This is a genomic window from Streptomyces sp. NPDC054770 (assembly GCF_053611985.1).
Genome location: NZ_JBSHBL010000004.1, coordinates 50245 through 73772, shown reverse-complemented (window position 1 = coordinate 73772; position 23528 = coordinate 50245). Strand labels below are relative to the sequence as shown.

At 70.2% G+C, this 23528-nt stretch carries 21 protein-coding genes; 12 read left to right on the top strand and 9 right to left on the bottom strand.

Annotated features, from left to right (window positions below; all coding sequences use genetic code 11):
* Positions 1-124: 124 nt before the first annotated feature.
* Complete coding sequence (locus ACWGKQ_RS05695) at positions 125-958, bottom strand: L,D-transpeptidase family protein (RefSeq protein WP_453290592.1); 834 nt, start codon at positions 956-958, stop codon at positions 125-127.
* Between the two features lie 115 nt (positions 959-1073).
* On the opposite strand from ACWGKQ_RS05695, the gene ACWGKQ_RS05690 reads away from it, so the two are divergent.
* Complete coding sequence (locus ACWGKQ_RS05690) at positions 1074-2654, top strand: acyl-CoA mutase large subunit family protein (protein WP_453290591.1); 1581 nt, start codon at positions 1074-1076, stop codon at positions 2652-2654.
* Between the two features lie 69 nt (positions 2655-2723).
* Complete coding sequence (leuE, locus tag ACWGKQ_RS05685; RefSeq protein ID WP_453290590.1) at positions 2724-3377, top strand: leucine efflux protein LeuE; 654 nt, start codon at positions 2724-2726, stop codon at positions 3375-3377.
* A 31-nt stretch (positions 3378-3408) separates the two neighbouring features.
* On the opposite strand, the gene ACWGKQ_RS05680 is transcribed toward leuE, so the two are convergent.
* Positions 3409-3930 (bottom strand): PadR family transcriptional regulator, encoded by a 522-nt coding sequence (locus ACWGKQ_RS05680; RefSeq protein ID WP_453290589.1) that lies wholly within the window; start codon positions 3928-3930, stop codon positions 3409-3411.
* A gap of 129 nt (positions 3931-4059) precedes the next feature.
* Between ACWGKQ_RS05680 and ACWGKQ_RS05675 the strand changes: the two genes are divergently transcribed.
* Together ACWGKQ_RS05675 and ACWGKQ_RS05670 are read left to right on the top strand one after the other, a co-directional pair.
* A complete protein-coding gene (locus ACWGKQ_RS05675; RefSeq protein WP_453290588.1) occupies positions 4060-4611 on the top strand; it encodes a hypothetical protein in 552 nt (183 codons plus the stop codon).
* Positions 4612-4654: 43 nt separating this feature from the next.
* Complete coding sequence (locus ACWGKQ_RS05670) at positions 4655-5347, top strand: TMEM175 family protein (RefSeq protein WP_453290587.1); 693 nt, start codon at positions 4655-4657, stop codon at positions 5345-5347.
* A 107-nt stretch (positions 5348-5454) separates the two neighbouring features.
* Here the strand turns inward: ACWGKQ_RS05670 and ACWGKQ_RS05665 are convergent, their stop codons facing one another.
* The gene (locus tag ACWGKQ_RS05665) at positions 5455-6831 is read right to left on the bottom strand and encodes an FAD-dependent monooxygenase (protein ID WP_453290760.1); all 1377 of its coding nucleotides are present in this window, start codon (positions 6829-6831) and stop codon (positions 5455-5457) included.
* 80 nt (positions 6832-6911) lie between these two features.
* Here ACWGKQ_RS05665 and ACWGKQ_RS05660 point away from each other — a divergent pair, with 80 nt between their 5' ends.
* Positions 6912-7562, top strand: coding sequence for a TetR/AcrR family transcriptional regulator C-terminal domain-containing protein (locus ACWGKQ_RS05660; RefSeq protein WP_453290586.1), 651 nt, complete (start codon positions 6912-6914; stop codon positions 7560-7562).
* Positions 7563-7678: 116 nt separating this feature from the next.
* On the opposite strand, the gene ACWGKQ_RS05655 is transcribed toward ACWGKQ_RS05660, so the two are convergent.
* Both ACWGKQ_RS05655 and ACWGKQ_RS05650 read right to left on the bottom strand, forming a co-directional pair.
* Entirely contained in the window at positions 7679-8596 is a 918-nt protein-coding gene (locus tag ACWGKQ_RS05655; RefSeq protein WP_453290585.1) for a class I SAM-dependent methyltransferase, read from the bottom strand.
* A 171-nt stretch (positions 8597-8767) separates the two neighbouring features.
* Positions 8768-9880 carry an acyltransferase family protein gene (locus ACWGKQ_RS05650; protein ID WP_453290584.1) on the bottom strand — a complete coding sequence of 371 codons (1113 nt, stop codon included), beginning with the start codon at positions 9878-9880 and terminating at the stop codon, positions 8768-8770.
* A 262-nt stretch (positions 9881-10142) separates the two neighbouring features.
* Here ACWGKQ_RS05650 and ACWGKQ_RS05645 point away from each other — a divergent pair, with 262 nt between their 5' ends.
* Positions 10143-11603, top strand: a complete 1461-nt coding sequence (locus ACWGKQ_RS05645; RefSeq protein WP_453290583.1) for a hypothetical protein — start codon at positions 10143-10145, stop codon at positions 11601-11603.
* On the top strand, positions 11600-13918 hold the full coding sequence (locus tag ACWGKQ_RS05640) for a glycosyltransferase (RefSeq protein WP_453290582.1): 2319 nt from the start codon (positions 11600-11602) through the stop codon (positions 13916-13918). Before ACWGKQ_RS05645 ends, ACWGKQ_RS05640 begins: the two co-directional genes overlap by 4 nt.
* A gap of 182 nt (positions 13919-14100) precedes the next feature.
* Here the strand turns inward: ACWGKQ_RS05640 and ACWGKQ_RS05635 are convergent, their stop codons facing one another.
* A complete protein-coding gene (locus tag ACWGKQ_RS05635) occupies positions 14101-15435 on the bottom strand; it encodes an alpha-2,8-polysialyltransferase family protein (protein WP_453290581.1) in 1335 nt (444 codons plus the stop codon).
* Entirely contained in the window at positions 15432-16409 is a 978-nt protein-coding gene (locus ACWGKQ_RS05630) for a glycosyltransferase family 2 protein (protein WP_453290759.1), read from the bottom strand. Before ACWGKQ_RS05630 ends, ACWGKQ_RS05635 begins: the two co-directional genes overlap by 4 nt.
* 198 nt (positions 16410-16607) lie before the next feature.
* Between ACWGKQ_RS05630 and ACWGKQ_RS05625 the strand changes: the two genes are divergently transcribed.
* From ACWGKQ_RS05625 to ACWGKQ_RS05605, 5 genes are all read left to right on the top strand, one after another.
* On the top strand, positions 16608-17930 hold the full coding sequence (locus tag ACWGKQ_RS05625; RefSeq protein WP_453290580.1) for a DUF6716 putative glycosyltransferase: 1323 nt from the start codon (positions 16608-16610) through the stop codon (positions 17928-17930).
* A 56-nt stretch (positions 17931-17986) separates the two neighbouring features.
* The gene (locus ACWGKQ_RS05620) at positions 17987-19237 is read left to right on the top strand and encodes a cytidylyltransferase domain-containing protein (RefSeq protein WP_453290579.1); all 1251 of its coding nucleotides are present in this window, start codon (positions 17987-17989) and stop codon (positions 19235-19237) included.
* Positions 19238-19252: 15 nt separating this feature from the next.
* Positions 19253-20188, top strand: a complete 936-nt coding sequence (locus ACWGKQ_RS05615; protein WP_453290578.1) for an N-acetylneuraminate synthase family protein — start codon at positions 19253-19255, stop codon at positions 20186-20188.
* 35 nt (positions 20189-20223) lie between these two features.
* Positions 20224-21363, top strand: a complete 1140-nt coding sequence (locus tag ACWGKQ_RS05610) for a hypothetical protein (protein ID WP_453290577.1) — start codon at positions 20224-20226, stop codon at positions 21361-21363.
* Between the two features lie 235 nt (positions 21364-21598).
* The gene (locus ACWGKQ_RS05605) at positions 21599-22105 is read left to right on the top strand and encodes a carboxymuconolactone decarboxylase family protein (RefSeq protein WP_453290576.1); all 507 of its coding nucleotides are present in this window, start codon (positions 21599-21601) and stop codon (positions 22103-22105) included.
* A gap of 254 nt (positions 22106-22359) precedes the next feature.
* Here the strand turns inward: ACWGKQ_RS05605 and ACWGKQ_RS05600 are convergent, their stop codons facing one another.
* Together ACWGKQ_RS05600 and ACWGKQ_RS05595 are read right to left on the bottom strand one after the other, a co-directional pair.
* Positions 22360-22566 carry a DUF397 domain-containing protein gene (locus ACWGKQ_RS05600; RefSeq protein ID WP_453290575.1) on the bottom strand — a complete coding sequence of 69 codons (207 nt, stop codon included), beginning with the start codon at positions 22564-22566 and terminating at the stop codon, positions 22360-22362.
* Positions 22566-23408, bottom strand: coding sequence for a helix-turn-helix domain-containing protein (locus tag ACWGKQ_RS05595; RefSeq protein WP_453290574.1), 843 nt, complete (start codon positions 23406-23408; stop codon positions 22566-22568). The genes ACWGKQ_RS05600 and ACWGKQ_RS05595 overlap by 1 nt, the downstream gene beginning before the upstream one ends.
* Between the last annotated feature and the right edge of the window lie 120 nt (positions 23409-23528).

Here is a 23528-nt window from a genome sequence, read left to right as displayed (position 1 = left end):
CTGGGACTTCGGCCGTCGCACAGCGCGGGGGTCCCCCCCGTCCCCGGGGCTCGTGATTGGGCGGGGGGGGCACACGTCCCCCCGGCCCCCCCCGCGCCCCGCACGTCCTTCGCATGTCACCCGCTCACCAGTAGACGACGACCTTGTCGCCGTTGCGCACCTGAGCGAACAGATCCGCGATCGCCGCCTCGTCCCGCACGTTGACGCACCCGTGCGAGCCGCCCGCGTAGCCCCGGGCCGCGAAGTCGTAGGAGTAGTGCACCGCCTGGCCACCGCTGAAGAACATCGCGTACGGCATCGAGGAGTGGTAGAGCGTCGAGAAGTGGTGACGTGACTTCCAGTAGACGTGGAACACACCCTCACGCGTCGGGGTGTACTGCGCCCCGAACCGCACCGACATCGTCGACACCGTGCGCCCGTCGACCATCCAGCGCAGCGTCCGGCTGGTCTTGCTGATGCACAGCACCCGCCCGGTCAGGCACCGGGGGTCGGGCGCGGCGGCCGGCTGACCGCCCATCAGGTACAGCTCCCACTTGCCCGGCCTGTGCGTCATCCGCACCAGCCGCTGCCAGGTCACGGCGTCGGTCTCACCCGTCGGCGGCAGCCCGCGCTTGCCCTGGAAGCCCTTGACGGCCTGGGCGGTGAGGTCGTCGTAGGTCCCCGTCGGCCCGTCGTACAGCCAGGCGACCTGGCGCAGCCGGGCCTGGAGCTCGCGGACGCCGGTGCCGGTGTCGCCGCGGGTGAAGACGATGTGCGGCGGGACGGTCTCGACGGCGGACGGGGAGGGGGTGGAGGCCGGCGTGCCGGCGGGCGTGCCGGCGGGCGTCGGGCCGTTCGGGAGGTCGATGTGGACGGGCGGGTGCCCCTTGGCGTCCCCGCCGTCCGGCGGCTGCACCGTGCACCCGCACAGCACGGCCAGTACGGCTGCCAGGATCCCTGAGTACGCCGAGACCTTCATGCCGTGGATGCTTCCCCGCGTGACCGCCGCCGAACAAGGAGGCATGGTGGGAACCGGCAGACGTACCGGGATATCGCCGTATCGGCGTACTGGCTTACTGCGGAGGTCACCCATCATGGTCCGTGAGTCGGAGTCAGGACTGCCCGTCGAGCCGGTCTACGGTCCGGGGGACCTGGCGGGCTGGGACCCGGCCGGGAAACTCGGCGACCCGGGGTCGTACCCCTACACCCGGGGTGTCTACCCGACGATGTACACCGGCCGCCCCTGGACCATGCGCCAGTACGCCGGCTTCGGTACCGCCGCCGAGTCCAACGCCCGCTACCGGCAGCTCATCGCGCACGGCACCACCGGTCTCTCCGTCGCCTTCGACCTGCCCACCCAGATGGGCCACGACTCCGACGCGCCCCTCGCGCACGGCGAGGTCGGCAAGGTGGGGGTGGCGATCGACTCGGTCGAGGACATGCGGGTGCTGTTCGGCGGGATCCCGCTGGACCGGGTGTCGACATCGATGACGATCAACGCCCCGGCGGCCGTGCTGCTCCTGCTGTACCAGCTGGTGGCGGAGGAGCAGGGCGTACCCGCGGCCGCCCTGACCGGCACGATCCAGAACGACGTCCTCAAGGAGTACATCGCGCGGGGCACGTACATCTTCCCGCCCAAGCCGTCCCTGCGGCTGACCGCGGACATCTTCAAGTACTGCCGGGCGGAGATCCCGCGCTGGAACACCATCTCGATCTCCGGTTACCACATGGCCGAGGCCGGTGCCTCCCCCGTGCAGGAGATCGCCTTCACGCTCGCCGACGGCATCGAGTACGTGCGCACGGCGGTCGCGGCCGGCATGGACGTCGACGACTTCGCGCCCCGCCTCTCCTTCTTCTTCGTGGCCCGTACGACACTCCTGGAGGAGGTCGCCAAGTTCCGTGCGGCGCGCCGGATCTGGGCACGGGTGATGCGGGAGGAGTTCGGCGCCCGGAACCCCCGGTCGCTGATGCTCCGCTTCCACACCCAGACGGCCGGCGTCCAGCTGACGGCGCAGCAGCCGGAGGTGAACCTGGTCCGGGTCGCGGTCCAGGCGCTGGCCGCGGTCCTCGGCGGCACCCAGTCGCTGCACACCAACTCCTTCGACGAGGCCATCGCGCTGCCCACGGACAAGAGCGCACGGCTCGCCCTGCGCACCCAGCAGGTACTGGCGTACGAGACCGACGTGACGGCGACCGTCGACCCCTTCGCGGGGTCGTACGCCGTGGAGCGGATGACGGACGACGTGGAGGCGGCGGCCCTGGACCTGATGCGGCGGGTCGAGGACCTGGGCGGTGCGGTGGCGGCGATCGAGCACGGCTTCCAGAAGGGGGAGATCGAGCGGAGCGCCTACCGCATCGCCCAGGAGACCGACGCGGGGGAGCGGGTGGTGGTCGGCGTCAACCGTTTCCGGCTGGACGAGGAGGAGCCGTACGAGCCGCTGCGCGTCGACCCGGCCATCGAGGCCCGGCAGACGGAACGCCTGGCCCGGCTGCGCGCCGCCCGAGACCGGCGGACGACCACCACCGCCCTCACCGCCCTGAAGAAGGCAGCCGAGGGCGACGACAACGTCCTCCCCCCGATGAAGGAGGCACTACGGGCACGGGCCACGGTGGGCGAGGTGTGCAACGCGCTCCGGGAGGTGTGGGGGACCTATGAGCCGAGGGACGCGTTCTGACGAGGGTTCCGAGGTTCCGACGACGAACGCCCGGGGGCGTTGTCGGACCCGCGTGCGACACTGCTTCTCATGTTCGGCGTCATCGATCTCCCCACCTACCTGGCAGGACTCGTCCTGATCGTCCTGCTGCCCGGTCCCAACTCCCTGTACGTGCTGTCCGTCGCCGCCCGGCAGGGTGTCCGGGCCGGTTACACAGCCGCCGCGGGTGTGTGGTGCGGGGACACCGTGCTGATGACGCTGTCGGCGGCCGGGGTGGCCTCGCTGCTCAAGGCCAACGCCGTGCTGTTCGGGATCGTGAAGTACGCGGGCGCCGGCTATCTCACCTGGCTGGCGATCGGCATGCTGCGGGCGGCCTGGACGATGTGGCGGTCGCGGAAGGAGCAGGCGGCTGAGCAGGCGGCGCCGGCCACCGCCCCGGCGCAGGAGCACCCGTACCGCCGCGCCCTGGTGATCAGCCTCTTCAACCCGAAGGCGATCCTGTTCTTCATCGCCTTCTTCGTGCAGTTCGTCGACCCGGGGTACGCCTACCCGGCGCTGTCCTTCGTCGTCCTCGGCGCCTTCGCCCAGCTGGCCAGCTTCCTCTACCTCAGCGCCCTGATATTCAGCGGCACGAAGCTGGCCGACGCGTTCCGCCGCCGCAGGCGGATGTCGGCGACGGCCACTTCGGCGGCCGGGGTGCTGTTCCTGGGCTTCGCGGTGAAGCTGACGCTGGCCAGCGCCTGAGTCACCCAGGGCCTGCCGGCCCCGGCCGGGGTCACAGGTGTTCGGTGAGCCGTTCCGCGGCCCAGTCCGCCCACTCCGCCGACGTCGTGGAGCCGCGCAGGCCGTACTCGAGGATCAGCCAGCCGCAGATCTGCACCGGGTCGCCGACCCATTCGGCGTTGTCCCGCACGGCTGCCAGCGCCGTGAGCCGTTCGCGGTTGACGCGGGCGAAGTTCTCCAGGTACTCGACGCCCTCCTCGCGGCTGAGCGTCCACAGGAAGAACACCCGCAGCAGGGCGGCGCTGCGGAACGCGAGGTCGGTGCCGGGCTCGGTGAGCCAGCCGCGCAGTTCCGCGCGCCCGGCGTCGGTGATGCCGTACTCGCGGCGCTGGCGTGCGCCGGTCCCGGTGACCTCGATCAGCCCCTTCTCGCTGAGCTTCGCCAACTCGCCGTAGACCTGGCTCTTCTGGGCGGGCCACACGGCGGACAGGCCTGACTCGAACCGCTTGAGCAGGTCGTATCCACTGGCGGGCTGCTCGGCCAGGAGACCGAGGAGTGCGTGGGGCAAGCTCATGGCCTCACCCTACCTTTCCGGAATTCACCCGTCGCGGCTGGACAGAGCAAGATCGACCGGCCATTCTTGGACCGTCCAATGTTGGACTCTCGGCCTGTCCGAAGGATCCCGAGGAGACGGAGACAACCGGTGAACTACGTCCGCGGTTTCGCGCCCTGGCTGTGTTACGCGGCCCTGAGCCCGGTCGACTGGCGCCTGGGCACCTGCGCTGCCGCCCTGGCCGCGCTGTATCTGCTGGCCCGGCAGCTGCGCGCCCGCACGGTCGATCTCCTGGGCGCCGCCACCTGCGGGTTCTTCGTGGTGATGGCAGGCATCGCGCTGGCCGACCCCGGCAGCGGAGTCCAGCACTGGATCTGTGCCCTGGCGAACGCCACCCTGGCGGCCACGGCCCTGACCTCCCTCGCGGTCCGCCGCCCGTTCACCCTGGCCTTCGCCCGGGCCGAGGTGCCCCGGGAGTTCTGGGACTCCCCGCGGTTCCTCAGGGTCAACATGGTGCTGACCACCATCTGGGCGGCCGGATTCACCCTCGGCGCGCTCGCCTGCGCCGCCGTCGTCGACTACGACCACTCCGCGACGGTGCCGCTCGTCGCCGCCCAGATCCTCGCGTTCGTCCTCCCCTTCACCGCCGGCGGCCGGTACGCCGCACGCGCCAAGGCCCGCGCCGCACAGGCGATGGCGTGACCGTCCGCAGCCCCGCACAAGGAAGCAAAGGAAACAGCAGAAGATGGCCGACACCCGCGCGCAGCACCTCGCCGGGCCCCATGACCGGACCGAGCACACCGAGGAGGCCCCCGGTTCCGGCGGCCGGCCGGCGAGCCCGGAGCGGCTGATCTACTTCTCGGACGCGGTGGTGGCCATCGCCATCACCCTGCTCGCCCTGGAACTGCCGGTCCCCACCGGGGAGGTCCACGGCAACAGCGGTGTCCTGCACTTCCTGCGCGACCATCTCGCGGAGTACACCGCGTTCCTGGTCAGTTTCTGGGCCATCGCCATCCACTGGATGATCCACCAGCGCCTGTTCCGGTACGCGACCGGACTCTCCGGCGGTGCCATCCGGTGGAACCTGCTGTGGCTGCTCGCGATCGTCGTCACGCCGTTCACGACGAAGCTGCTGACCAGCGAGGCCGACGCCTACCAGGTCCAGTTCATCGTGTACGCCGCCAACCAGGTCCTGATATGCCTGTTCTTCCGGCTGGCCGTCGCCGACCTGCGGAGGTCGGGCGTCCTCAGCACCTCCGGCTCGGCTGAGGCCGTGTCGAACACCCTGAGCTGGCTCACCGCCATGATGCTGGCCTTCCTGATCTCCATACCCGTCGCACTGGTCACCCACTGGGCGTCGGTGTGCTGGGCCCTGCTCCCTGTCATAAGGGTCGGCCTGCGCAGCCTCCAGCGCCGCGGCCTGGGCAGCGCCCCGTAGGGGCGCGGGGCTGTATCCGATATGCGGCTGCCGCCGCGTGGGCGCGACCAGCCACGACGGCGCCGCAGATGCCAGACGACCCGAAGCGGCACTTCCCAGCGGAGCGCTCAGGCCCCGGTACGCCCCGCATACGTCCCCAGCCCCTCGGCCGTCTCGCCCGCCCAGCCCACATAGCCGTCCGGGCGGACCAGGAACACACCCGGGCCGTACGAGCGGGGAGCCGGCAGGGTGCGGATGCCGGCCACCGGTTCCGGTGCCAGCAGGGTCCAGTGCGGCCCCCGGAACGCGTCGAACATCCGCACCCCCGCCGCGTTCCGCCCGTCCGGTGCGCGGTCGCCCGCCCGCACCGGACCCGGGTTCGCCCGGGTCTCCTCCGCCAGCGAGGACTCCCGGTAGCCGATGCCCAGCTGCACCGTGGCCTCGCCCCGCCGCACCTCGCCGTGGTGGACGCTCGTCGAGAGACCCAGCATCGCGGCGGCGTTCGGGCGGCGCTCCTCCTCGTAGGTGTCGAGGAGCGCGTCCGGGGCCTTGCCTTCGAGGACCGCGGCCAGCTTCCAGCCCAGGTTGTAGGCGTCCTGGATGCTGGTGTTCAGGCCCTGGCCGCCGGCCGGGGAGTGCACATGGGCCGCGTCCCCGGCCAGGAAGACCCGGCCCACCCGGAACCGGTCGGCCAGCGCGGCACGCGGCCGGAAGTCGGAGGCCCAGCGCAGCTCGGTGATGTCCGCCGCGTTCAGGTGGCTGTACGTCGTCACCAGCCGGCGCAGACCCTCCAGGGACAGGTCGGGCTCCGTGCCCTCGGGCAGCCTGCCGCCCAGCTGGAAGTCGTCCGTGCCGGCCAGCGGGCACAGCGCCACGCCGTACCCGTCGTCGCCGATGAAGGTGTGCCAGTGGTCTCGGTCGAGGCCCCGCACCCGCAGGTCGGCCACCAGGAAGGGGCTCGGGTCGACCGGCTCGCCGGTCATCCCGACGCCCACCGCACGCCGTACGGTCGAGCGCCCGCCGTCCGCCGCCACGACGTACCGCGCCCGCGCGGCCGTACCGTCGGCGAAGCGGACCGTGACCCCCTCCGCGTCCTGCTCCAGGCCCGTCGCACCGCGCCCGAACGCCACCCGGCCGCCCAGCTCCCGCAGCCGTGCGTACAGCACCTCCTGTGTGCGCCACTGCGCGACCATCAGCGGTTCGGTGTACGGCGCGCCCTCGTCCGACGGCACGGCGTCGAACATCGGCTTCGTCTCCTGCGGCTCGCCGTTCTTCCAGAACAGCTGGGGCGGGTAGGGGCCGCCGGCCGCACGCATCGCGTCGAGCACACCGAGGTCGTCGTAGACCTCCTGGGTGCGGGGCTGGATCCCCTTGCCGCGCGAGCCCGGGAACAGCTTCTCGCCCGCCTCCACGACCAGGGTGTCCACCCCGCGCCGGGCCAGGTCGATACCGAGGGCGAGCCCGGTGGGCCCGGCGCCGACGACCAGCACATCGAACGTATCCATCGCATCCATCACATTTCACCTTAACGTTGTTAAGTTCCGGTGATGACAAGGCTGCCCTTAACGCTGTTAAGCTGTCAAGTGTGAGTACGGAACGACGCGCCCCCCTCGACCGCCGCCGGGTCGCCGACACGGCGCTGCGCCTGCTGAACGAGGTCGGTCTGGAGGGGCTGACCCTCCGGGCCATCGCCAAGGAGCTGGACGTCAAGGCCCCGGCCCTCTACTGGCACTTCAAGGACAAGCAGGCGCTGCTCGACGAGATGGCGACGGAGATGTACCGCCGGATGACCGCGGAGACCCGGCTCGACCCGGCCGGCACCTGGCAGGACGGCCTGCGCACGGTGAGCCGCGGACTGCGCACCGCCCTGCTCGGCTACCGCGACGGCGCCCGTGTCTACAGCGGCTCACGCTTCACGGGCATCGACCACGCCCCGGAGCAGGAGGCGTACCTCCGGCTCATGACGGGCGCCGGCTTCACCCTCGCCCAGGCGGCCCAGGCGGGCATGACGACGAACGCCTACACCGTCGGCTTCGTGATCGAGCAACAGGGCGTCGAGCCCCTCCCGGGCGAACGCCGCGAGGGCTACGACGTGGCCGAACGCGCCCGCCTGCTGGCCGACTTCCCCCTGTCGGCAGCAGCGGGCCGAGAACTCTTCACCGACTACGACCACCAGTTCGACGAGGGCCTGGAACTGGTCATCGAGGGAATCAGCGCCCGCTACAAGACCCCCTGAGGGACAACGCGCCCACCCTTTGGTACCCCTGGCTGTAGCGCCCCGAAGGGGCGCGGGGAACTGCGCGACCAGCCACAACGCACCCGCGGCCGTCCGGCAACCCCCGCCCCCCGGGGCTACCGCATCGCCCTCCGCAGCGCCCGAGTAAGCACAGGCGGCAGCAGATCCACCGCGACCCGCCGCACCCGGCTCCGCTGCCGAGGAACCGACCGCGACACCGAGGGCGCCACAGGCGCTGGAGTCGGCCCAGGCGCCTCCGGCGCGACCGGGGCATCCGCGTAGCGGGACGGCGGGAACTCCGGCTCCCGCATCCCCTTGGACTTCAGCCGTATGATCCGGTGCCCCGCCGCCTCCTGCATGCTCAGGTGGCAGTCGGTCCGCCCCCGCGCCATCGCGATCAGCTCGTCCTGCACCGGCCCGGGGTCGCCCCACGTCCCGTACAGCTTCTGGGTGCTGATGCATATCGGATGCAGGTCCCCGTTGAGGACCGCCTCCCACGTGGCGATGGAGACGCCCGGGGTGTGCTCGGAGCGGAAGTCGTCGAGGACCACGATCCCGTCGGGCAGGAGCAGTTCGCGGGCCGCCGCTATGTCGCCGTGCACATGCTCGTACAGGTGCGACGCGTCCACGTGCACGAACCGGCAGGAGCCCGGCGCGACTTCGCCCGGCACCACCGAGCTGGGCCCCTGGAGCACCCGGGGCAGCTCGTCGTGGAAGGCGAGGTAGTTCTCCTCGAAACGCCGCCGGGTCAGCTTGGCGTAGGACTTCGTCGACTCCGCGCGGTTCGCGTCGTCGGGTGCGTCCCCCTCGAAGAGGTCGCAGACCGTGAACGACTCGCCGGGCCGCAGGTGCCGGCCGGTGAAGATCGCGCTCTTGCCCATGTAGACCCCGACTTCGAGCAGGTCGCCCCGCGTTCCGGAGGCCTCCTGGCGGTTCAGGAACCAGTCGAAGAGCACCTGGTCGAGTACGGGGAACCAGCCGGGGACGTCGTCGAGACGGCGGGGCGGTCGGATCGTTTCCTGGGTGGTGGCCATGCGGAAGGGGCACTCCCTCGATACGCGGTGCGGAAGCCTGTGGGATCCCTGGGGGGAACCTGTGCTCGACAGGGCTCTACGGTGCCTGCCCGCCGTACGGTTCCGAAACCGACGGAGAGATGAACGGCGGGCCAACTTCCAAAAGTGAACGAGAGGTGAATCAGAACCGAATCACGCGGTCTTCAATCCCCTTTTCAGCCGCGGTCCCAGCGGTGTCTCCACGAACCGGTGGATCAGCCAGGCCAGTCCGAGCATTCCGCACACCGTGATCAGCAGCGTCGGCCATGGCGGGATTCCCCACCCCCGGTGCAGTACCCGGATCGCGAACCATCCGATGTGTTCGTGGACCAGGTAGAAGGGGTAGGTCAGCGCCCCGGCCGTGGTCAGCCAGGGCCAGGCGGCCCACCGGGTCCAGCCCGCCGCCACCGCCGCGACCGCGGCGAACGCCAGGGTGACGACGAGCATCACGACGTAGGGGTCGCGGGGCGAGCCGGGGTGCCACAGCCCCTCGGTGGCGGTGCGCAGCCCGAGGATCCAGGAGAGCGCCACGATGCCCCAGGGCAGGAGCCGGTTGCCGAAGCGGTGGACGAGGTAGAGGGCCAGGCCGCCGACGAAGTACGGGGCGTACTGCGGCATCACGACCAGCTCGGTCCACGAGCTGTCGCCGGCCGCGGTGGACAGGACCGCGGCCAGGGTCCACACCGAGCAGAACAGCACCACCCGGCGGTAGGTGACCCCCGGCAGGACGACGGTCAGTGCGAACAGGGCGTAGAAGCGGACCTCGACCCAGAGCGTCCAGCAGACGCCGAGCACGCGCGGTGCGCCCATGGGCTGTTGCAGCATCGTCAGGTTGACCAGGAACTCGTCGGGCCGCACCGCGCGGACGACGGCGGGCAGGACCAGGGATGCCCCGGTCACCAGCACCAGGGCGATCCAGTAGGCGGGGTAGAGGCGGGCGACGCGGGAGCGGAAGAAGTCGCCGAGGGAGCGGCCCCAACTGCTCATGCAGATCACGAAACCGCTGATGACGAAGAAGAACTCGACGCCGAGACAGCCGTAGACGGCCGCCCGGGACAGGGTCGGGAAGACGTGTGCGGGGTTCTGGTGCCAGGACGCGGAGACGACTCCGCCGCGTCCGGCGTAGTGGTAGAGGCAGACCGACAGGGCGGCGACGAGCCGCAGTCCGTCGAGGGCGAGCAGGCGGGTGCGGGGGTGTCCGGGTGGGGCCGGGACGACCGGGGTCTTCGCAGGCGAGGGCGCCGGTGTGGGGGTCGCGAGTGACATGGTCCGAGACGCCTACCCGAGTCCGGGCCGTTAATCATCCGATCTGTTCGCGAAGTCCCCGGGATGTGGGAAGCCCAATACCGTCACCTGGGGGAATCATAGAAAGTGCGCGGTGAACCTGCTAACCATTCTCTTACCCGTCGGTGTTCGTTAACCATATGGTCGTTTTGGCTTCCTAGTTTCTCCATCCATCCCCCCGGTGCGGGTCACCTCACCACACACAGCCGTTACACAAGCTTTGCTTGGCAAAATCAGGAGAGCTATGACGAGGGTCCAGAACAGGCGGGCACCTGCGCGCGGAGGGGAGCTGGAGGACTGCCTGCACGCCTGCGCCGTGCACAGCGGCAAAGTGGTCGGCAGTCTCGACCGGCGGCGCGCGGAACTGGCGGAGCAGCTGCGCAAGCTGCTGGTGGTCGTCGCCACGGAAGGCACCACCACCGCCGCGCCCGCCTCGGCCGGCGGTGCGACGGCGCTTCTCAAGCGCGCCGTCAAGGGCGCGGCGAGCCCCTCGGGCGGGATCAACAACGACCTGCTGGACGCGCTGCTCGCCGTCGCCAACAAGGCCCTGGAGTGCGGTTACAACGACGAGCTGAACCTCGCCCTGGTGATCAGCGACACCGTCCTCGCCCAGCGCAAGAACTCCCGCGCCGGCTGGCGGCTGCGCGCCCGCATCCTGGAGGGCCTCGGCGAGGAGCGCGAGGCCGTCGAGGCCTACGAGCGCTACCTCGAACTCACCGCCGACGACGGCTTCGGCGTCGCCAGCCGGATCTCCGGCATGCGCCGCGCCGCCGAACTCGAAGGCGTACTCCTCGGCCTCCTCAAGCGCCAGGTCCCGGCCGCCGCGGACCACGTCCGCGGGCCCGCCACCGCCACCTGGGCCGAGGGCCTCGCCCTCCAGGCCGCCGGTGACTGGCGGGCCGCCGAGCCCCGCCTGGTCGGCGCGCTGCTCGCCCTCGCCGAGGACGAGGCGCCGGTGAACGACCGGCAGGAGCTGCTCAGCCAATACCTGGACCTGCGCCTGGCCGAGGGCAACGACGCCGGCATCGCCGAGGCCGTCGCGCTCTACGCCGAGCAGCGCCGGATCCGGATGCGCGGCCCGGTCGCCAACCCGACCGTCGACGGCGTGCAGTGGATCAGCCTCGGCGAGTTCCGCAACCAGATCGCCGGCAAGTCCGTCTGCCTGATCGCCAACTCGGGCCGGGTGGGCGCCGGCGGCATCGGCAAGCAGATCGACGACTACGACCTGGTCGTGCGCTTCAACTCGTACAAGATCGACCCGAAGCACACCGGCGAGCGCACCGACATCCACGTCAGCATCCACAAGCACGCCTTCAACTGGGAGAAGCCGGTGACCACCCGGCTGATCTTCGGCGGCGTCTCGGGCGACTGGAAGCACTCGCTGCGCAACAAGCTGGTGCCCGGCGCCCAGAAGTACCTCGGCGACGAGTCGCTGCGCTGGCCGATGCGCAACATCGGGCAGATCAGCACCGACACCTGGTCGGGCATCCCGACCTCCGGGTTCAACATGCTGTGGCTGCTGGACTTCCTGGACGTCAGCCCGACCCTGGACCTGATCGGCTTCGACTTCTACGAGAGCGGCGCCTACCGCGTGCAGGAGGCCATGAAGCTGGCCATCACCTCCGTGCACGAATACACCAGCGAGAAGGATTGGGTCATGCAGCGGGCCCAGAGCGTGACCGACATGAGGATCTCCCTGCGATGACGACCACCTTCACCCCGCCGATACCCAACACCGACGCGAGCGCCCTCACCAAGAAGCGCCGGATCGCCTTCGCGTCCTACGTGGACGAGAACTACCTGCCCGGCTTCCTGGCCCTGCTGCGCAGCCTCGCCCTGTCCAACCCGGGCGTCTGCGAGGACTTCGTCGTGCTCTACGACGACCTGCGCCCGGCCTCCATCGCGAAGATCCGCGCCCTGCACCCGCGCATCGTGCTGCAGCGGGTCAACGACACGCACTACGACTCCTACGTCAAGGGCGACCAGGACAACTACCTGGTCCGCAAGGCGTACTTCATCCTCGACATCTTCCGGCTGCGCGACTACGACACCGTCATCACCCTGGACACCGACATGGTCGTCCTCGGCGGTCTGGACGAGCTCCTGGAGCTGCGCGAGGGTCTCGCGGCCGTCCCGCAGTTCTTCTACGGGCAGCACAAGCTGAACTCCGGTCTTCTGGTGATCCAGAAGGAGTACCTGTCCGACGAGTTCTGCGCGAAGATCGACAAGACCGGCCGCAGCGGCGACTACGAGCTGGACAAGCACGACCAGGGCATCCTGAACGCCGTCCTGGACGGCGACTTCGTCCGCCTCGACGCCAAGTACAACTTCGTCAAGCGGCGGCTCTCCGGCGACCTCCCGGTCCCCGAGGAGACGAAGATCCTGCACTTCACCGGGCGGCACAAGCCCTGGCAGGGCGGCGAGAGCGGCTACGCGCAGGCCGAGGACCGCTGGCGCGGGTTCGAGCTGACCGACGCCGAGTTCCACGCGGCCTACTTCGAGGCCCCGGGCGGCCTCCACCACGACCTGGTCGTCCACTTCGGCACCCCGCACGTCAAGCGCACCGGTGACGTCGAGATCGCCCGCAAGGTGGCCGCCGCGCACCTCGCGGCCGGCGACTACCAGGACGCCGTGGACGTCCTGTCCAGCGTCCGGATCCCGCTGGACGAGGCCTGGCCGCACGAGGTGCTCGGCCACGCCCTGATGAGCGTCTCCCGCTACGAGGAGGCCAAGACCCAGCTGCTGCTCGCCTCCGCCGCCCCCAACCGGGCCGCCACCGCCTTCGCCCGGCTCGCCCAGATGGCCTGGGTGCACGGCGACAACACCGAGGCCCTGCGGTACGCCACCGCCGGCCTCACCGTCGACCCCACCCACCGCTCCAGCCGGCTGTGGGCCCAGCGCGCCGCCGCCGTGCCCTCCCAGGAGCAGGGCAGCGCCGAGGACCAGCTGGCGCACGTCGCGTTCTACATGGACCGGCAGGGCAACGCGGGCGACAAGCTGCTCCCGGAGACCGTCCGGCTCGGCTTCGGCCCGGACACCACCTCCCGGCGCTGGCACTCGGTGCACGCCCACCGGTACTTCGACAAGGCCGCCGTGGACCGGGTCAACGCCCGCCGCGGTCTGGTCATCGGCGGCGGCGGTCTGTTCATCCCGGACACCATGCCCAACGGCAACAGCGCCTGGCAGTGGAACGTCCCGGACGAGCACCTGCGCGCCATCGACGTCCCGATCATGATCTACGCGGTCGGCTTCAACGCCTTCGACGGCCAGTCCTACCGGGCCAACCGGTTCAACGAAAGCCTGCGGCTGCTGGTCGAGAAGTCCTCCTTCTTCGGCCTGCGCAACCACGGCTCGATCGCCAAGGTCCGCGGCATGCTCCCGCCGGAGCTCCAGGACAAGGTCGTCTTCCAGCCCTGCCCCACCACGGTCATGCGCCAGCTGGTGGCCGGCTGGACCGACCCGGCGTACCGCGAGGACACCGTCATGCTCAACGCGGCCTACGACCGCGCGGGGCTGCGCTTCGGCCACGACTACGGGCACTTCCTCGCCGAGATGGCCAAGGCCGTCCGCAAGATCGGCGAGCACACCGAGGTCAGGTGCGTGGCGCACTCCCTGGACGACGAGAAGATCGCCTTCGACCTGCGCCGCGAGCACGGCATCTCGCTGCCGGTCATCCCGATGTACGACTTCTCCAACGACGAGATCCGCGAGACGTACGCCAAGACCCGCCTGGTCATCGGCATGCGCGGGCACGCCGGCATGATCCCGTTCGGGGTCGGCACGCCGATCATCTCGCTGATCTCGCACCCGAAGATGGCGTACTTCCTGAACGACATCGAGCGGCCCGAGTGGGGCGTCTCGGTGCACGAGAAGGACCTCGGCGAGATCCTCACCGAGCGCGCCATCGGCATCCTCGACAACCACAGCCGCACCGTCGCCGACGTGCACGACCGGCAGCAGCAGCTGTGGAAGGTCACCCAGGACAACGCGGCCACGATCAAGAAGATCCTGGGCCGGTGACACCGAAGGGGCGGGTCCCCTTGATCGGGACCCGCCCCTGGTCGGCGCCGCAGCCGACCGACGACGTGAGGCGCCGCTTCCCAACCCGCTCCTTCAAGAGGCGGTTCGACAGCGCCCCAAAGGGGCGCGGGGAACTGCGCGACCAGCCACGACGGCGCCGCAGCCGACATACTGCAGAGTGCTCAGCGGCGTACGCCCCTGCGCAGGTTGCGTGCCTTGCGGGCCATCCGGCGCACGGTGGCGTTGCGCGGCAGGAACGCCAGCTGCGCGGGCACCCCGCCGGGCAGCCCGAGCGAGGTCAGGCGCTTGCGCTTGAAGTAACGCATGGTGCGTTCGTTCAGGTGCTTGGCCAGGTAGCGCTCGGTCTCGCCGCGCAGCTGCGGGTAGATCTTCGGCTGCATCGCGAAGCCGACCGCACGGATCAGCTCGCCGAGCGCCTCGACGCTCATGCCCGGCCGCTGCTCCTGGACGGCCTTGCGGTCGGAGAGCGCGGGCACCATCGCGTCGACGACGGTGACCGGGACGCGGTTGCTGTTCTCGTACGGGGTGAGCTTGTCGAGGAGGGTGTCGGTGCCGATGCGGGCGGTCGGCAGGCCGTAGAGCGCGGACGCGGTGAGCAGCGCGGTGGAGAAGCAGCCGACCACCAGGGCGGGACGCATCCGCTGGTAGAGCACCTCGGCGAGGACGGTGGTGTCCAGGACCGTGAGGTCGACCTCGAGCTTCTCGGCCTCCTGCTCCAGGGTGCGGGCGAACCGGGCCGGGGCGGAGGGGTGCGGCTTGAACACGACCTTGGTGTGGCCGAGTTGGACGGCGCCCTTCAACATCCGGACGTGCAGGTTCTCCTCCTGCTCCGCGGTGAGGATGTCGAGCGCGGAGAGGTACTGGCCGAGCAGCAGGGCCGGTTCGTCGATCTCGGGCAACTCGTCGCCGCTGGGCGCGAGTTCGGCGAGCACCTTGGTGAACGCCGCGGTCGGCACGACCTCGCCCTCGACACCGAACTCGGTGAGCAGCATCGGCTTCAGGCCCGGCACCAGGTCCAGGTGGAGGACCCGGTCGACGCGGGTGCCGACCAGCGGGTCGATCTTGTTGCGGGTCGGGCCGTAGCTCATCAGGCCGTCGGCGTAGACCGTGACCGGGGCGCCGGTGAAGATCTGGGTGAGGCTGAGCGCGGGGTTGACCTGGATCGACTCGACGGCGAGCTCGATGTCGTCGTCGCCGAGCTGCCACTCGTGGCGCAGGAAGCGTTCCCACAGGGGCATGTCATCCACGCGGGGGGCCCAGCCGCCCGGGTGGAACGGGAAGATCGTCTCGTTGTACGAGATCACGTCGTCGAAGCGGTCGCGCAGCCGCTCGAAGCCGGGTGCCTCGTCCAGTCCCGGGGTGGTCTCCGGGGTCGCCGCGTTGTTGCAGACCAGCAGGATGCGCCGGTCGGCCGGGCGGAAGGCGCCGGAGTCCAGGGCGGCGGCGAGGGTGGCCGTGCCGTAGAGGGTGGACGCCTCGAAGATCTGGGTGGTCACGCGGCGGCTCCCGCGGGGGCGGGACGGCGGCGCAGCCGGCGCAGCTTGGTGGCGCGCTGGAGGTCCATGGAGTCCAGAGCCTCGTCCAGCACGTCCTGCGGCATGCGCCGCAGTGCGGCCGCACTCATGGATTTCAGCTTCTTCGCCACCGCGGGCTCGAACCTTTCGATGGATCCCAGGTGATGGGAAATGATGGCGCAATACGTACGGACGGCCTTGGGCAGGAGTTCCTTCGCGTCGGCGTCCTGTGCCGTTTCTTCGATCACCTGGTCGAACGCGCGAATGAAATCGAGCTGACGGACGTCGCCGATCTGTGTGAGTGAAGAGGCTACGCCACGCCGGTAGAAGACGCCGAGCAGGTTCACCGCGGCGAAGGACTCGGCCTCCCGGTGCAGTTTCCAGATCCACGGCCGGTCCTCGGCCGTGCGCAGCCCGTCGGTGAAATGCACGAGCCCCTTGTCCACCAGCCGGCGGTGGTAGACGCCCGCCCAGGCGTAGGCGTAGTCGACGGAGGTGGACCGGTCGGCGGGCAGGATGGCCTCCCGCGGGTTCATCACGACGTTGCGGCGGCCGACCGGCACCCGGGTCACGACCCGGGCCCGCGCGGTGCACTGCACATGATCGGTGCGGACGAAGTCGCAGCCCAGCGACTCGATCGCGTCGACCAGCTGGGGGTAGTAGCCCGGTGCCAGCCAGTCGTCGCCGTCCAGGAAGGTCACGTACTCGCCGCGCGATGTGTCGATACCGGTGTTGCGCGCGGTGGCCAGCCCCCCGTTCTGCTCGTGTCTGACATGGACCGCGCCTGGGAGCTCGCGCTCGGCTCGCGCGAGAATCTCTGGTGTCCCGTCGGTCGAGCAGTCGTCGACGAGAATGAATTCGAAGTCCTCACGCGCGTTCGCACGCAGGCTCCTCAGGGTGTCGGGCGCGTATTGCTGCACGTTGTAGAACGGCACGATGACGGAGAGCTTGACCACGTGGAGGACGTTAGGCGGGCGCCCGTCATCCGTCTTGACTGTCGCCTTGATTCGAGGTGAACGACACGTGGCGAAGCTGTGAACCAGGCTTTTTTGATGGGCAATCCTGGGCTGATTCGCCATTCGGCGACGTGTTGTTAACCTTTTGTTGGATTCGGGTTCGGGAGATTCTCGGAATGGCTTCCTAGCGTCTTCGGTGTGCCAGCAAGTGCAACGAAGTCCCTGCGGGTGGCCGTCCTGGCGGATTCCGACACTCGGTGGAAGTGGGGAGCGCTCACCGCGAAGCGTCTCATCCCCGGCGACACCGATGGTCCGGGCGTCCGGCTCGACGGCTACCTCCTGCGCGGCCGCGCCACCCCCACCGCCCGCCAGCTCCAGGAAGTCGGCGTCCACGCGGACTCGCTCCGCGAGGTGACGACCGTCGAGTTCCTGAGAGAGATGGAACAGCAGTCGTACGACATCCTCGTCCTCTCGCTCGTCGGCGGCGGGGTGCAGGCCATGCTGCACGGGCTGCGCAGCGCCTGGGCCGGCCGGGAGAAGCGGCCCGTCGTCGTCACCGGCTACGTCGGCGTCGTCTACGAGAAGCTCGCCGACGGCCTGCTGCTGCGGCACGGCGCGGACCTCGTCCTCGCCAACTCCCGCCAGGACGCCGACCGTTTCCGGGCGGTGTACGACGGCGTCGGCGCCGACTCCTCGTCGGTGACCGAGGTCGCGCTGCCGTTCCTCGGCGGGGCGCCCTACGAAGGCGAACACGACCCCTACACCGTGGTGTTCGCCGCCCAGCCCTCGGTCCCGGACAGCCGCAGGGACCGTACCTACCTGCTCAACCGGCTGATCCAGCACGCCCGCAAGCACCCCGAGCGGGAGGTGCTGCTCAAGCTGCGCTCCAAGCCCGGCGAGCACACCACCCACATCGAGGAACTCCCGTACCAGAAGCTGGTCCAGGGCAAGGACGTGCCCGCCAACTTCCAGCTGGTGTACGGCCACATGGGCGAGGTGCTCGACCGCACCGACCTGCTTGTCACGATGAGCTCGACGGCCGCCCTGGAGTCCCTGCACCGCCGGATCCCGACCGTGGTCCTCACCGACCTCGGCATCCGCGAGGCGCTCGGCAACCACCACTTCGTCGGCTCCGGCTGCCTCGCCTCCTGGGACCAGCTCGACGCCGGACACCGCCCGGTGCCCGACGCCGAGTGGGTCTCGCGGCAGGGTGTCGCGGCCGACGGCACGTACGCCACCGCCTTCGACGCGGCCCGCGAACGCATCGCGAAGCTGCTCGGCCGGCCCGGGGGGCTGCCGCCCCTCACCCCCTACTACACACCCGAGACCGCGTCCGGTTACCTGCCCGGCATCCTGGCCCGCCACCACCTCGGCCCCGACGGCGTCCCGCTTCCGGGCGCGCCCGCCGCCGACCGGGCCCCGGGCCCCGTCCGCCAGATCGTGCGCCGGGCCGCACGCGGCGCCTACCGCCACGGCGTCCAGCGGGTGGCCCCCGTGATCCGACGAATGGGAGAGCTGTGAGCGACCGGATCCCGCGGCAAGCGTCACTTGCCGAAGCATCTGAAGGAACAGAGCCGATGTCCCACCCCGAAGCCGCCGTAGTGCCCCGCGTCCTCGCCGTGATCCCCGCCCGGGGCGGCTCCAAGGGCGTGCCCGCCAAGAACCTCGCCCCGGTCGGCGGCGTCCCGCTGGTCGCCCGCGCGGTCCGCGAGTGCGTCGCCTCCCGCCTGGTGACCGACGTGGTCGTCTCCACCGACGACCAGGCGATCGCCGCGGCCGCCCGCTCGGCCGGCGCCGAGGTGGTGCTGCGCCCCGCCGCCATCGCCGGCGACACCGCCACCTCCGAGGCCGCCGTCCTGCACGCCATGGACGCCCACGAGGCGCTGCACGGCGCCACCGTGGACGTGGTCCTGCTCGTGCAGTGCACCAGCCCGTTCATCGTCCGCGAGGACCTCGACGGGGTGGCCGCCGCGGTCGTCGAGAACGGCGCCGACACGGCCCTGACCGTGGCCCCCTTCCACGGCTTCGTCTGGCGCGACGAGGTGGACGCCCCGGTGCCGGTGGGCGCCGACTCGGCCGCGGTGAGCGGCGGCACGGGCGTCAACCACGACAAGTCCTTCCGGCCCCGCCGCCAGGACCGCCCCCAGGACTTCCTGGAGACCGGCGCCGCCTACGCGATGCGCGCGGACGGCTTCCGCGAGCACCGGCACCGCTTCTTCGGCCACACCGAGCTGGTGCGCACCGACCCCGCACGGGTCCTGGAGATCGACGACCCGCACGACCTCGCGCGCGCCCGCGCCCTGGCCCCGCTCTTCGACGCGGACCGCCCCGGCGCACTCCCGACCGCCGACGACGTCGACGCGGTCGTACTGGACTTCGACGGCACCCAGACCGACGACCGGGTGCTGATCGACGCCGATGGAAAGGAGTTCGTCTCCGTGCACCGCGGCGACGGACTCGGCATCGCCGCCCTGCGCAAGAGCGGGCTGAAGATGCTGATCCTCTCCACGGAGCAGAACCCGGTCGTCGCCGCCCGGGCCCGGAAGCTACAGATTCCGGTCCTGCACGGCATCGACCGCAAGGACCTCGCACTCAAGCAGTGGTGCGAGGAGCAGGGCATCGCTCCCGAGCGCGTGCTCTACGTCGGAAACGACGTCAATGACCTCCCGTGCTTCGCCGTAGCCGGCTGGCCCGTGGCGGTCGCGAGCGCCCACGACGTCGTACGCGGCGCCGCACGCGCGGTCACCACCGTCCCGGGTGGCGACGGCGCGATCCGAGAGATCGCCAGCTGGATCCTCGGCCCCTCTCTCGATTCCCTCCCGAAGTAAGGACACCCCACAGTCATGAGCAACTCCCGTCTGCGCACGTTCGGTACCCGTGAGGTCGGCCCCGGTCAGCCCGTCTACATCTGCGGCGAGATCGGCATCAACCACAACGGTGAGCTGGAGAACGCCTTCAAGCTGATCGACGTGGCCGCCGAGGCCGGCTGTGACGCCGTCAAGTTCCAGAAGCGCACCCCGGAGATCTGCACCCCGCGCGACCAGTGGGACATCGAGCGCGACACCCCCTGGGGCCGCATGACCTACATCGACTACCGCCACCGCGTGGAGTTCGGTGAGGACGAGTACCGCCAGATCGACGAGTACTGCAAGAGCAAGAACATCGCGTGGTTCGCGTCCCCGTGGGACACCGAGGCCGTCGCCTTCCTGGAGAAGTTCGACGTCCCCGCCCACAAGGTCGCCTCCGCGTCCCTCACGGACGACGAGCTGCTGAAGGCCCTGCGCGCCACCAACCGCTCGGTCATCCTCTCCACCGGCATGTCCACCCCGAAGCAGATCCGCCACGCGGTCGAGGTCCTGGGCAGCGACAACATCCTGCTCTGCCACGCCACCTCCACCTACCCGGCGAAGGCCGAGGAGCTCAACCTCCGCGTGATCAACACGCTGGAGAAGGAGTACCCGAACGTCCCGATCGGCTACTCCGGCCACGAGACCGGCCTGCAGACCACCCTCGCCGCGGTCGCCCTCGGCGCCACCTTCGTCGAGCGCCACATCACCCTGGACCGCGCCATGTGGGGCTCCGACCAGGCCGCCTCCGTCGAGCCGCAGGGCCTGACCCGCCTGGTCCGCGACATCCGCACCATCTCGGCCTCCCTGGGCGACGGCGTCAAGAAGGTCTACGACTCCGAGCTCGGCCCGATGAAGAAGCTCCGCCGCGTCACCGGTGTCGTCGCCGAGGCGGAGATCGCCGCGGCTGCCGGCGAGCCGGTCCAGGTCTGACTGTTTTGTTACGACGACGGGACGGTCGTACGTCGATGAGCCCCCGCGCCGGGAACACCGGCCCCCACACACTCGCGTTCGTCGAGAGTCCGGTGCAGCTGCTGAACGTGCTGGAGTGGGCGCATGTCCATGCCCTGCGCGGGTCGGCGGAGCCGCTGCCGACCGTGCCAGGCCAGGTACGGCGCTCGGTGTCCGGCATAGCTGCGCCAGGCGCGGAACTCACGGTCGTCGTCCTGTCCCCGACGGACCCCATGACCCGGGGCCAGCTGCGCCGCATGGCGGACCTGGCCCGGGACGAGGGATACCGGGTCCGCTGGGAGGAGGCGCGGGGCGGCACCACCGCCCCCTTCCAGACGATCGGCGGCCTGGCGGGCTCGCTCCGCCGGGCCGACCGGATCGTGATGGGCGACCCCTTCTCCCGCTACGTACAACTCCTGCTGACCATCACCCGCGCCCGTGACCTGGTCGTGGTCGACGACGGCACGGCGACGATGGAGTTCGTCGCCCAGCTGGCGCGCGGCGAACGCCTGGTCCGCTGGCACCGCAAGGGCGGCCGCCCCGGCGCCCGGGACCTGCTCTTCGCGCCGGTCTCCTCGTCCGCCCGCCGCCGCCTCACCCCGAGCGACCGCCGACGCGTCGAGGTCTTCTCCTCCATGCCGATGACGGAGACCCCGGCGGGGGTGACGGTCACCGCGAACGACTTCGGCTGGACCCGCGCCCGCTTCGGGCCGCCGCGCATCACCAAGGGCGCCGACATGGTCGGCACCTCCCTGGTGGAGACCGGTGTCGTGGACGGCGACCGCTACCTGGAGGCCGTCCAGAACCTGGCCAAGGCCCACGGCGCGACCCGCTACTTCGCGCACCGCCGCGAGAGCACCGAGAAACTCCACCGGCTGGCCGCCGAGACGGGCCTGGAGATAGTCCGCCCGGACCTCCCCCTGGAACTGATCGCCCGCCGCGGCCCCATCGGCCGTACGATCCTGAGCTTCCCGTCGACCGTCGTCCACACCCTGCCCCTGGCCCTGGTGGGCACGGGCGTCCGGGTGGCCGTCTGCGACATCGACCCGACGTGGCTGACCGAGAACGCGTCACCGCGGGCGCAGGGGTTCCTTTCCGGGGTCACCGGAACGGCGAAGGACGTGCACAGGCTGGCGGCGGTGACGAGCCCGGCATAGGCGGCGGCTCACAAGACGGTGATCACGGCTCTGCCGCGGGCGTGGCCCTGTTCCGGGTGACGTACGCCCGCGGTCGGGCCGGCGGGCGGGCAGGCCCGGCCGATCGCGGGGGCGCGCATGAGTCGCAGACGGGGCGGGGCTGTGACCGTGCTCACACCGTCCGTCGTCACATCCCCTTCACGGGGTCCGTCAGTGCAGTGACAGCGACACAGAAGCGCTCACTGAGGAGACGGCGATGGCAACACGTTCGATCACGGCAGAGGTTCCGATGACCCCCCGGATGTTCGACGATCCCGCACAGCTCGTCCCCGAGTTGGCGGACGTGTCGGCGGCGCTGTTCCGGGCCACCGGCAACGGCTCGGTACCGCGCCCGACGATCGGCCTGGTCCAGCTGCGGGCCGGTCAGATCGTCGGCAGTACGTACCTGACCGTCCTGCACACGGGTTTCCTGCGGAAGGCCGGGGAGGGGGAGGAGCGGATCACGTCGGTGGCGTCGTGGCAGGACTCGCCGTACTTCACGGCCGCGGAACGCGCCGCGCTGGCCCTGACGGAGGCGGTACTCCAGCCCTCGGCGGACGGCGAGCGGGTCCCCGACGACCTCTACGCGCAGGCGGCCGAGGTTTACGATCCGAAGGCCCTCGCCACCCTGATGTTCGTTATCGGCCAGGTCAACTTCTTCATCCCGATCGCCCTGATCGCCAAGCCGGTACCGGGGCGGGCGTTCAACGCACCGTGGAAGTGAGCCGCGGGGGCCTGCTCAGCCCGGCTGTGGTGACGGTGTCACCCGATGCCGTGGCGCAGACACTGCGGGCGGGGTTCGGCGACGGCCGGTGCGAGACGTGGTTCTCCAGCTCGTCCGGTCGCCTGCCGGTCTTCCTGACCAACGGGGTGCGTGCGTCGGTCTCGTTGCTGGAAGGCGAGGGCGAACCGGGCGAACACGCCGTTGACCCCGGCGCCACCGGATCGAGGGGCGCTGGCCGACGGACGCACACTCGGTCAACGATTGCTGACCGCTGCGGGGGCGTCCTTGAGAGCGGTGAGGAATCGGGTGAAGGGGGAGGGTGAGAAGGCGAGGATGCCGGCGGTGGGGTCCTTGGAGTCGCGGATGGATATGCGGGTGGGAGAGTTCGCTATCTCTACGCAGGAGTCGCCGTCGCCGAAGCTTGAGTAGGACGACTTGTGCCAACGGTCGGGGACGGGCATCAGAGATCCTTCGCCACGCGGTTGATCAAGTCTCGTGACTTGTCGGGGTTGAGCGACGCGGCTTCCAGTTTTCGGAGGAGTGTTCGAAGAGCGGCGAGTTGGCCGTCGGAATCGATGTACGCCGCGCCGTTGGGGCCGTCTCGTACGACCGTGTCCAGCTTGGATACGGTGCCGCCCGCATACAGCATGGCACTCGCGGCGCCTGCGAACCCTTCCTCGGCGAAGGGGATGACCCGCACCGTGACGTTGTCCGCCTCGGAGACCTCCAGCACCTCTTGGAGTTGGGCTCGCGAGGCTGTGCGGTCGCCGACCATGATGCGCAGTGCCGCCTCGTGGATGATGGCGTCGAAGGGCGTGCGGTCGAGGACCGCCTTGCGTCGCAGCCGGTGCTGCACACGCAACTCCAGCTCCGTATGGGGCAGTTCCGGGATGCGGTAGGAGTAGACGGCGCGGGCGTAGTCCTCGGTCTGGAGCATGCCGGGGATGTACAGAAACTGTGCCTCTCGCAGGAACGTAGCGTGGTGTTCCAGTTCGGCGAGATCGAGGAAGGGCGCCGGCAGCAGGTTCCGGTACTCCTCCCACCAGCCTCGTGTGCGGTCCTTCGTCATGGCCACGAGAGCCTCGATCAACTCGCCGTCGGGGCAGATGTAGTTGGCGGCGAGAAGGCGTAGCCGTTTCTCGCTCACCCCGGCCAGGCCGGACTCGATCTGACTGATCTGCGGTGCGTTCACCCCGAGCAGTACAGCGGCCTCCCGCGACGTGAGGCCTGCCGCGTCCCGCAACCTGCGCAGTTCGACCGCCAACCGCAGCTGGCGCGCCGTTGGCTCGATCCTCTTTGTCACCGACGGGGCCTCCCCATACGCCGTCAAACGCGACTCGTTCGGGGCTAGATTACGCGACCGGCTTGCGAGATCTAAATATTGCCCCCTACCGTCAGTGATGCAACGGACACGCTATGGAAG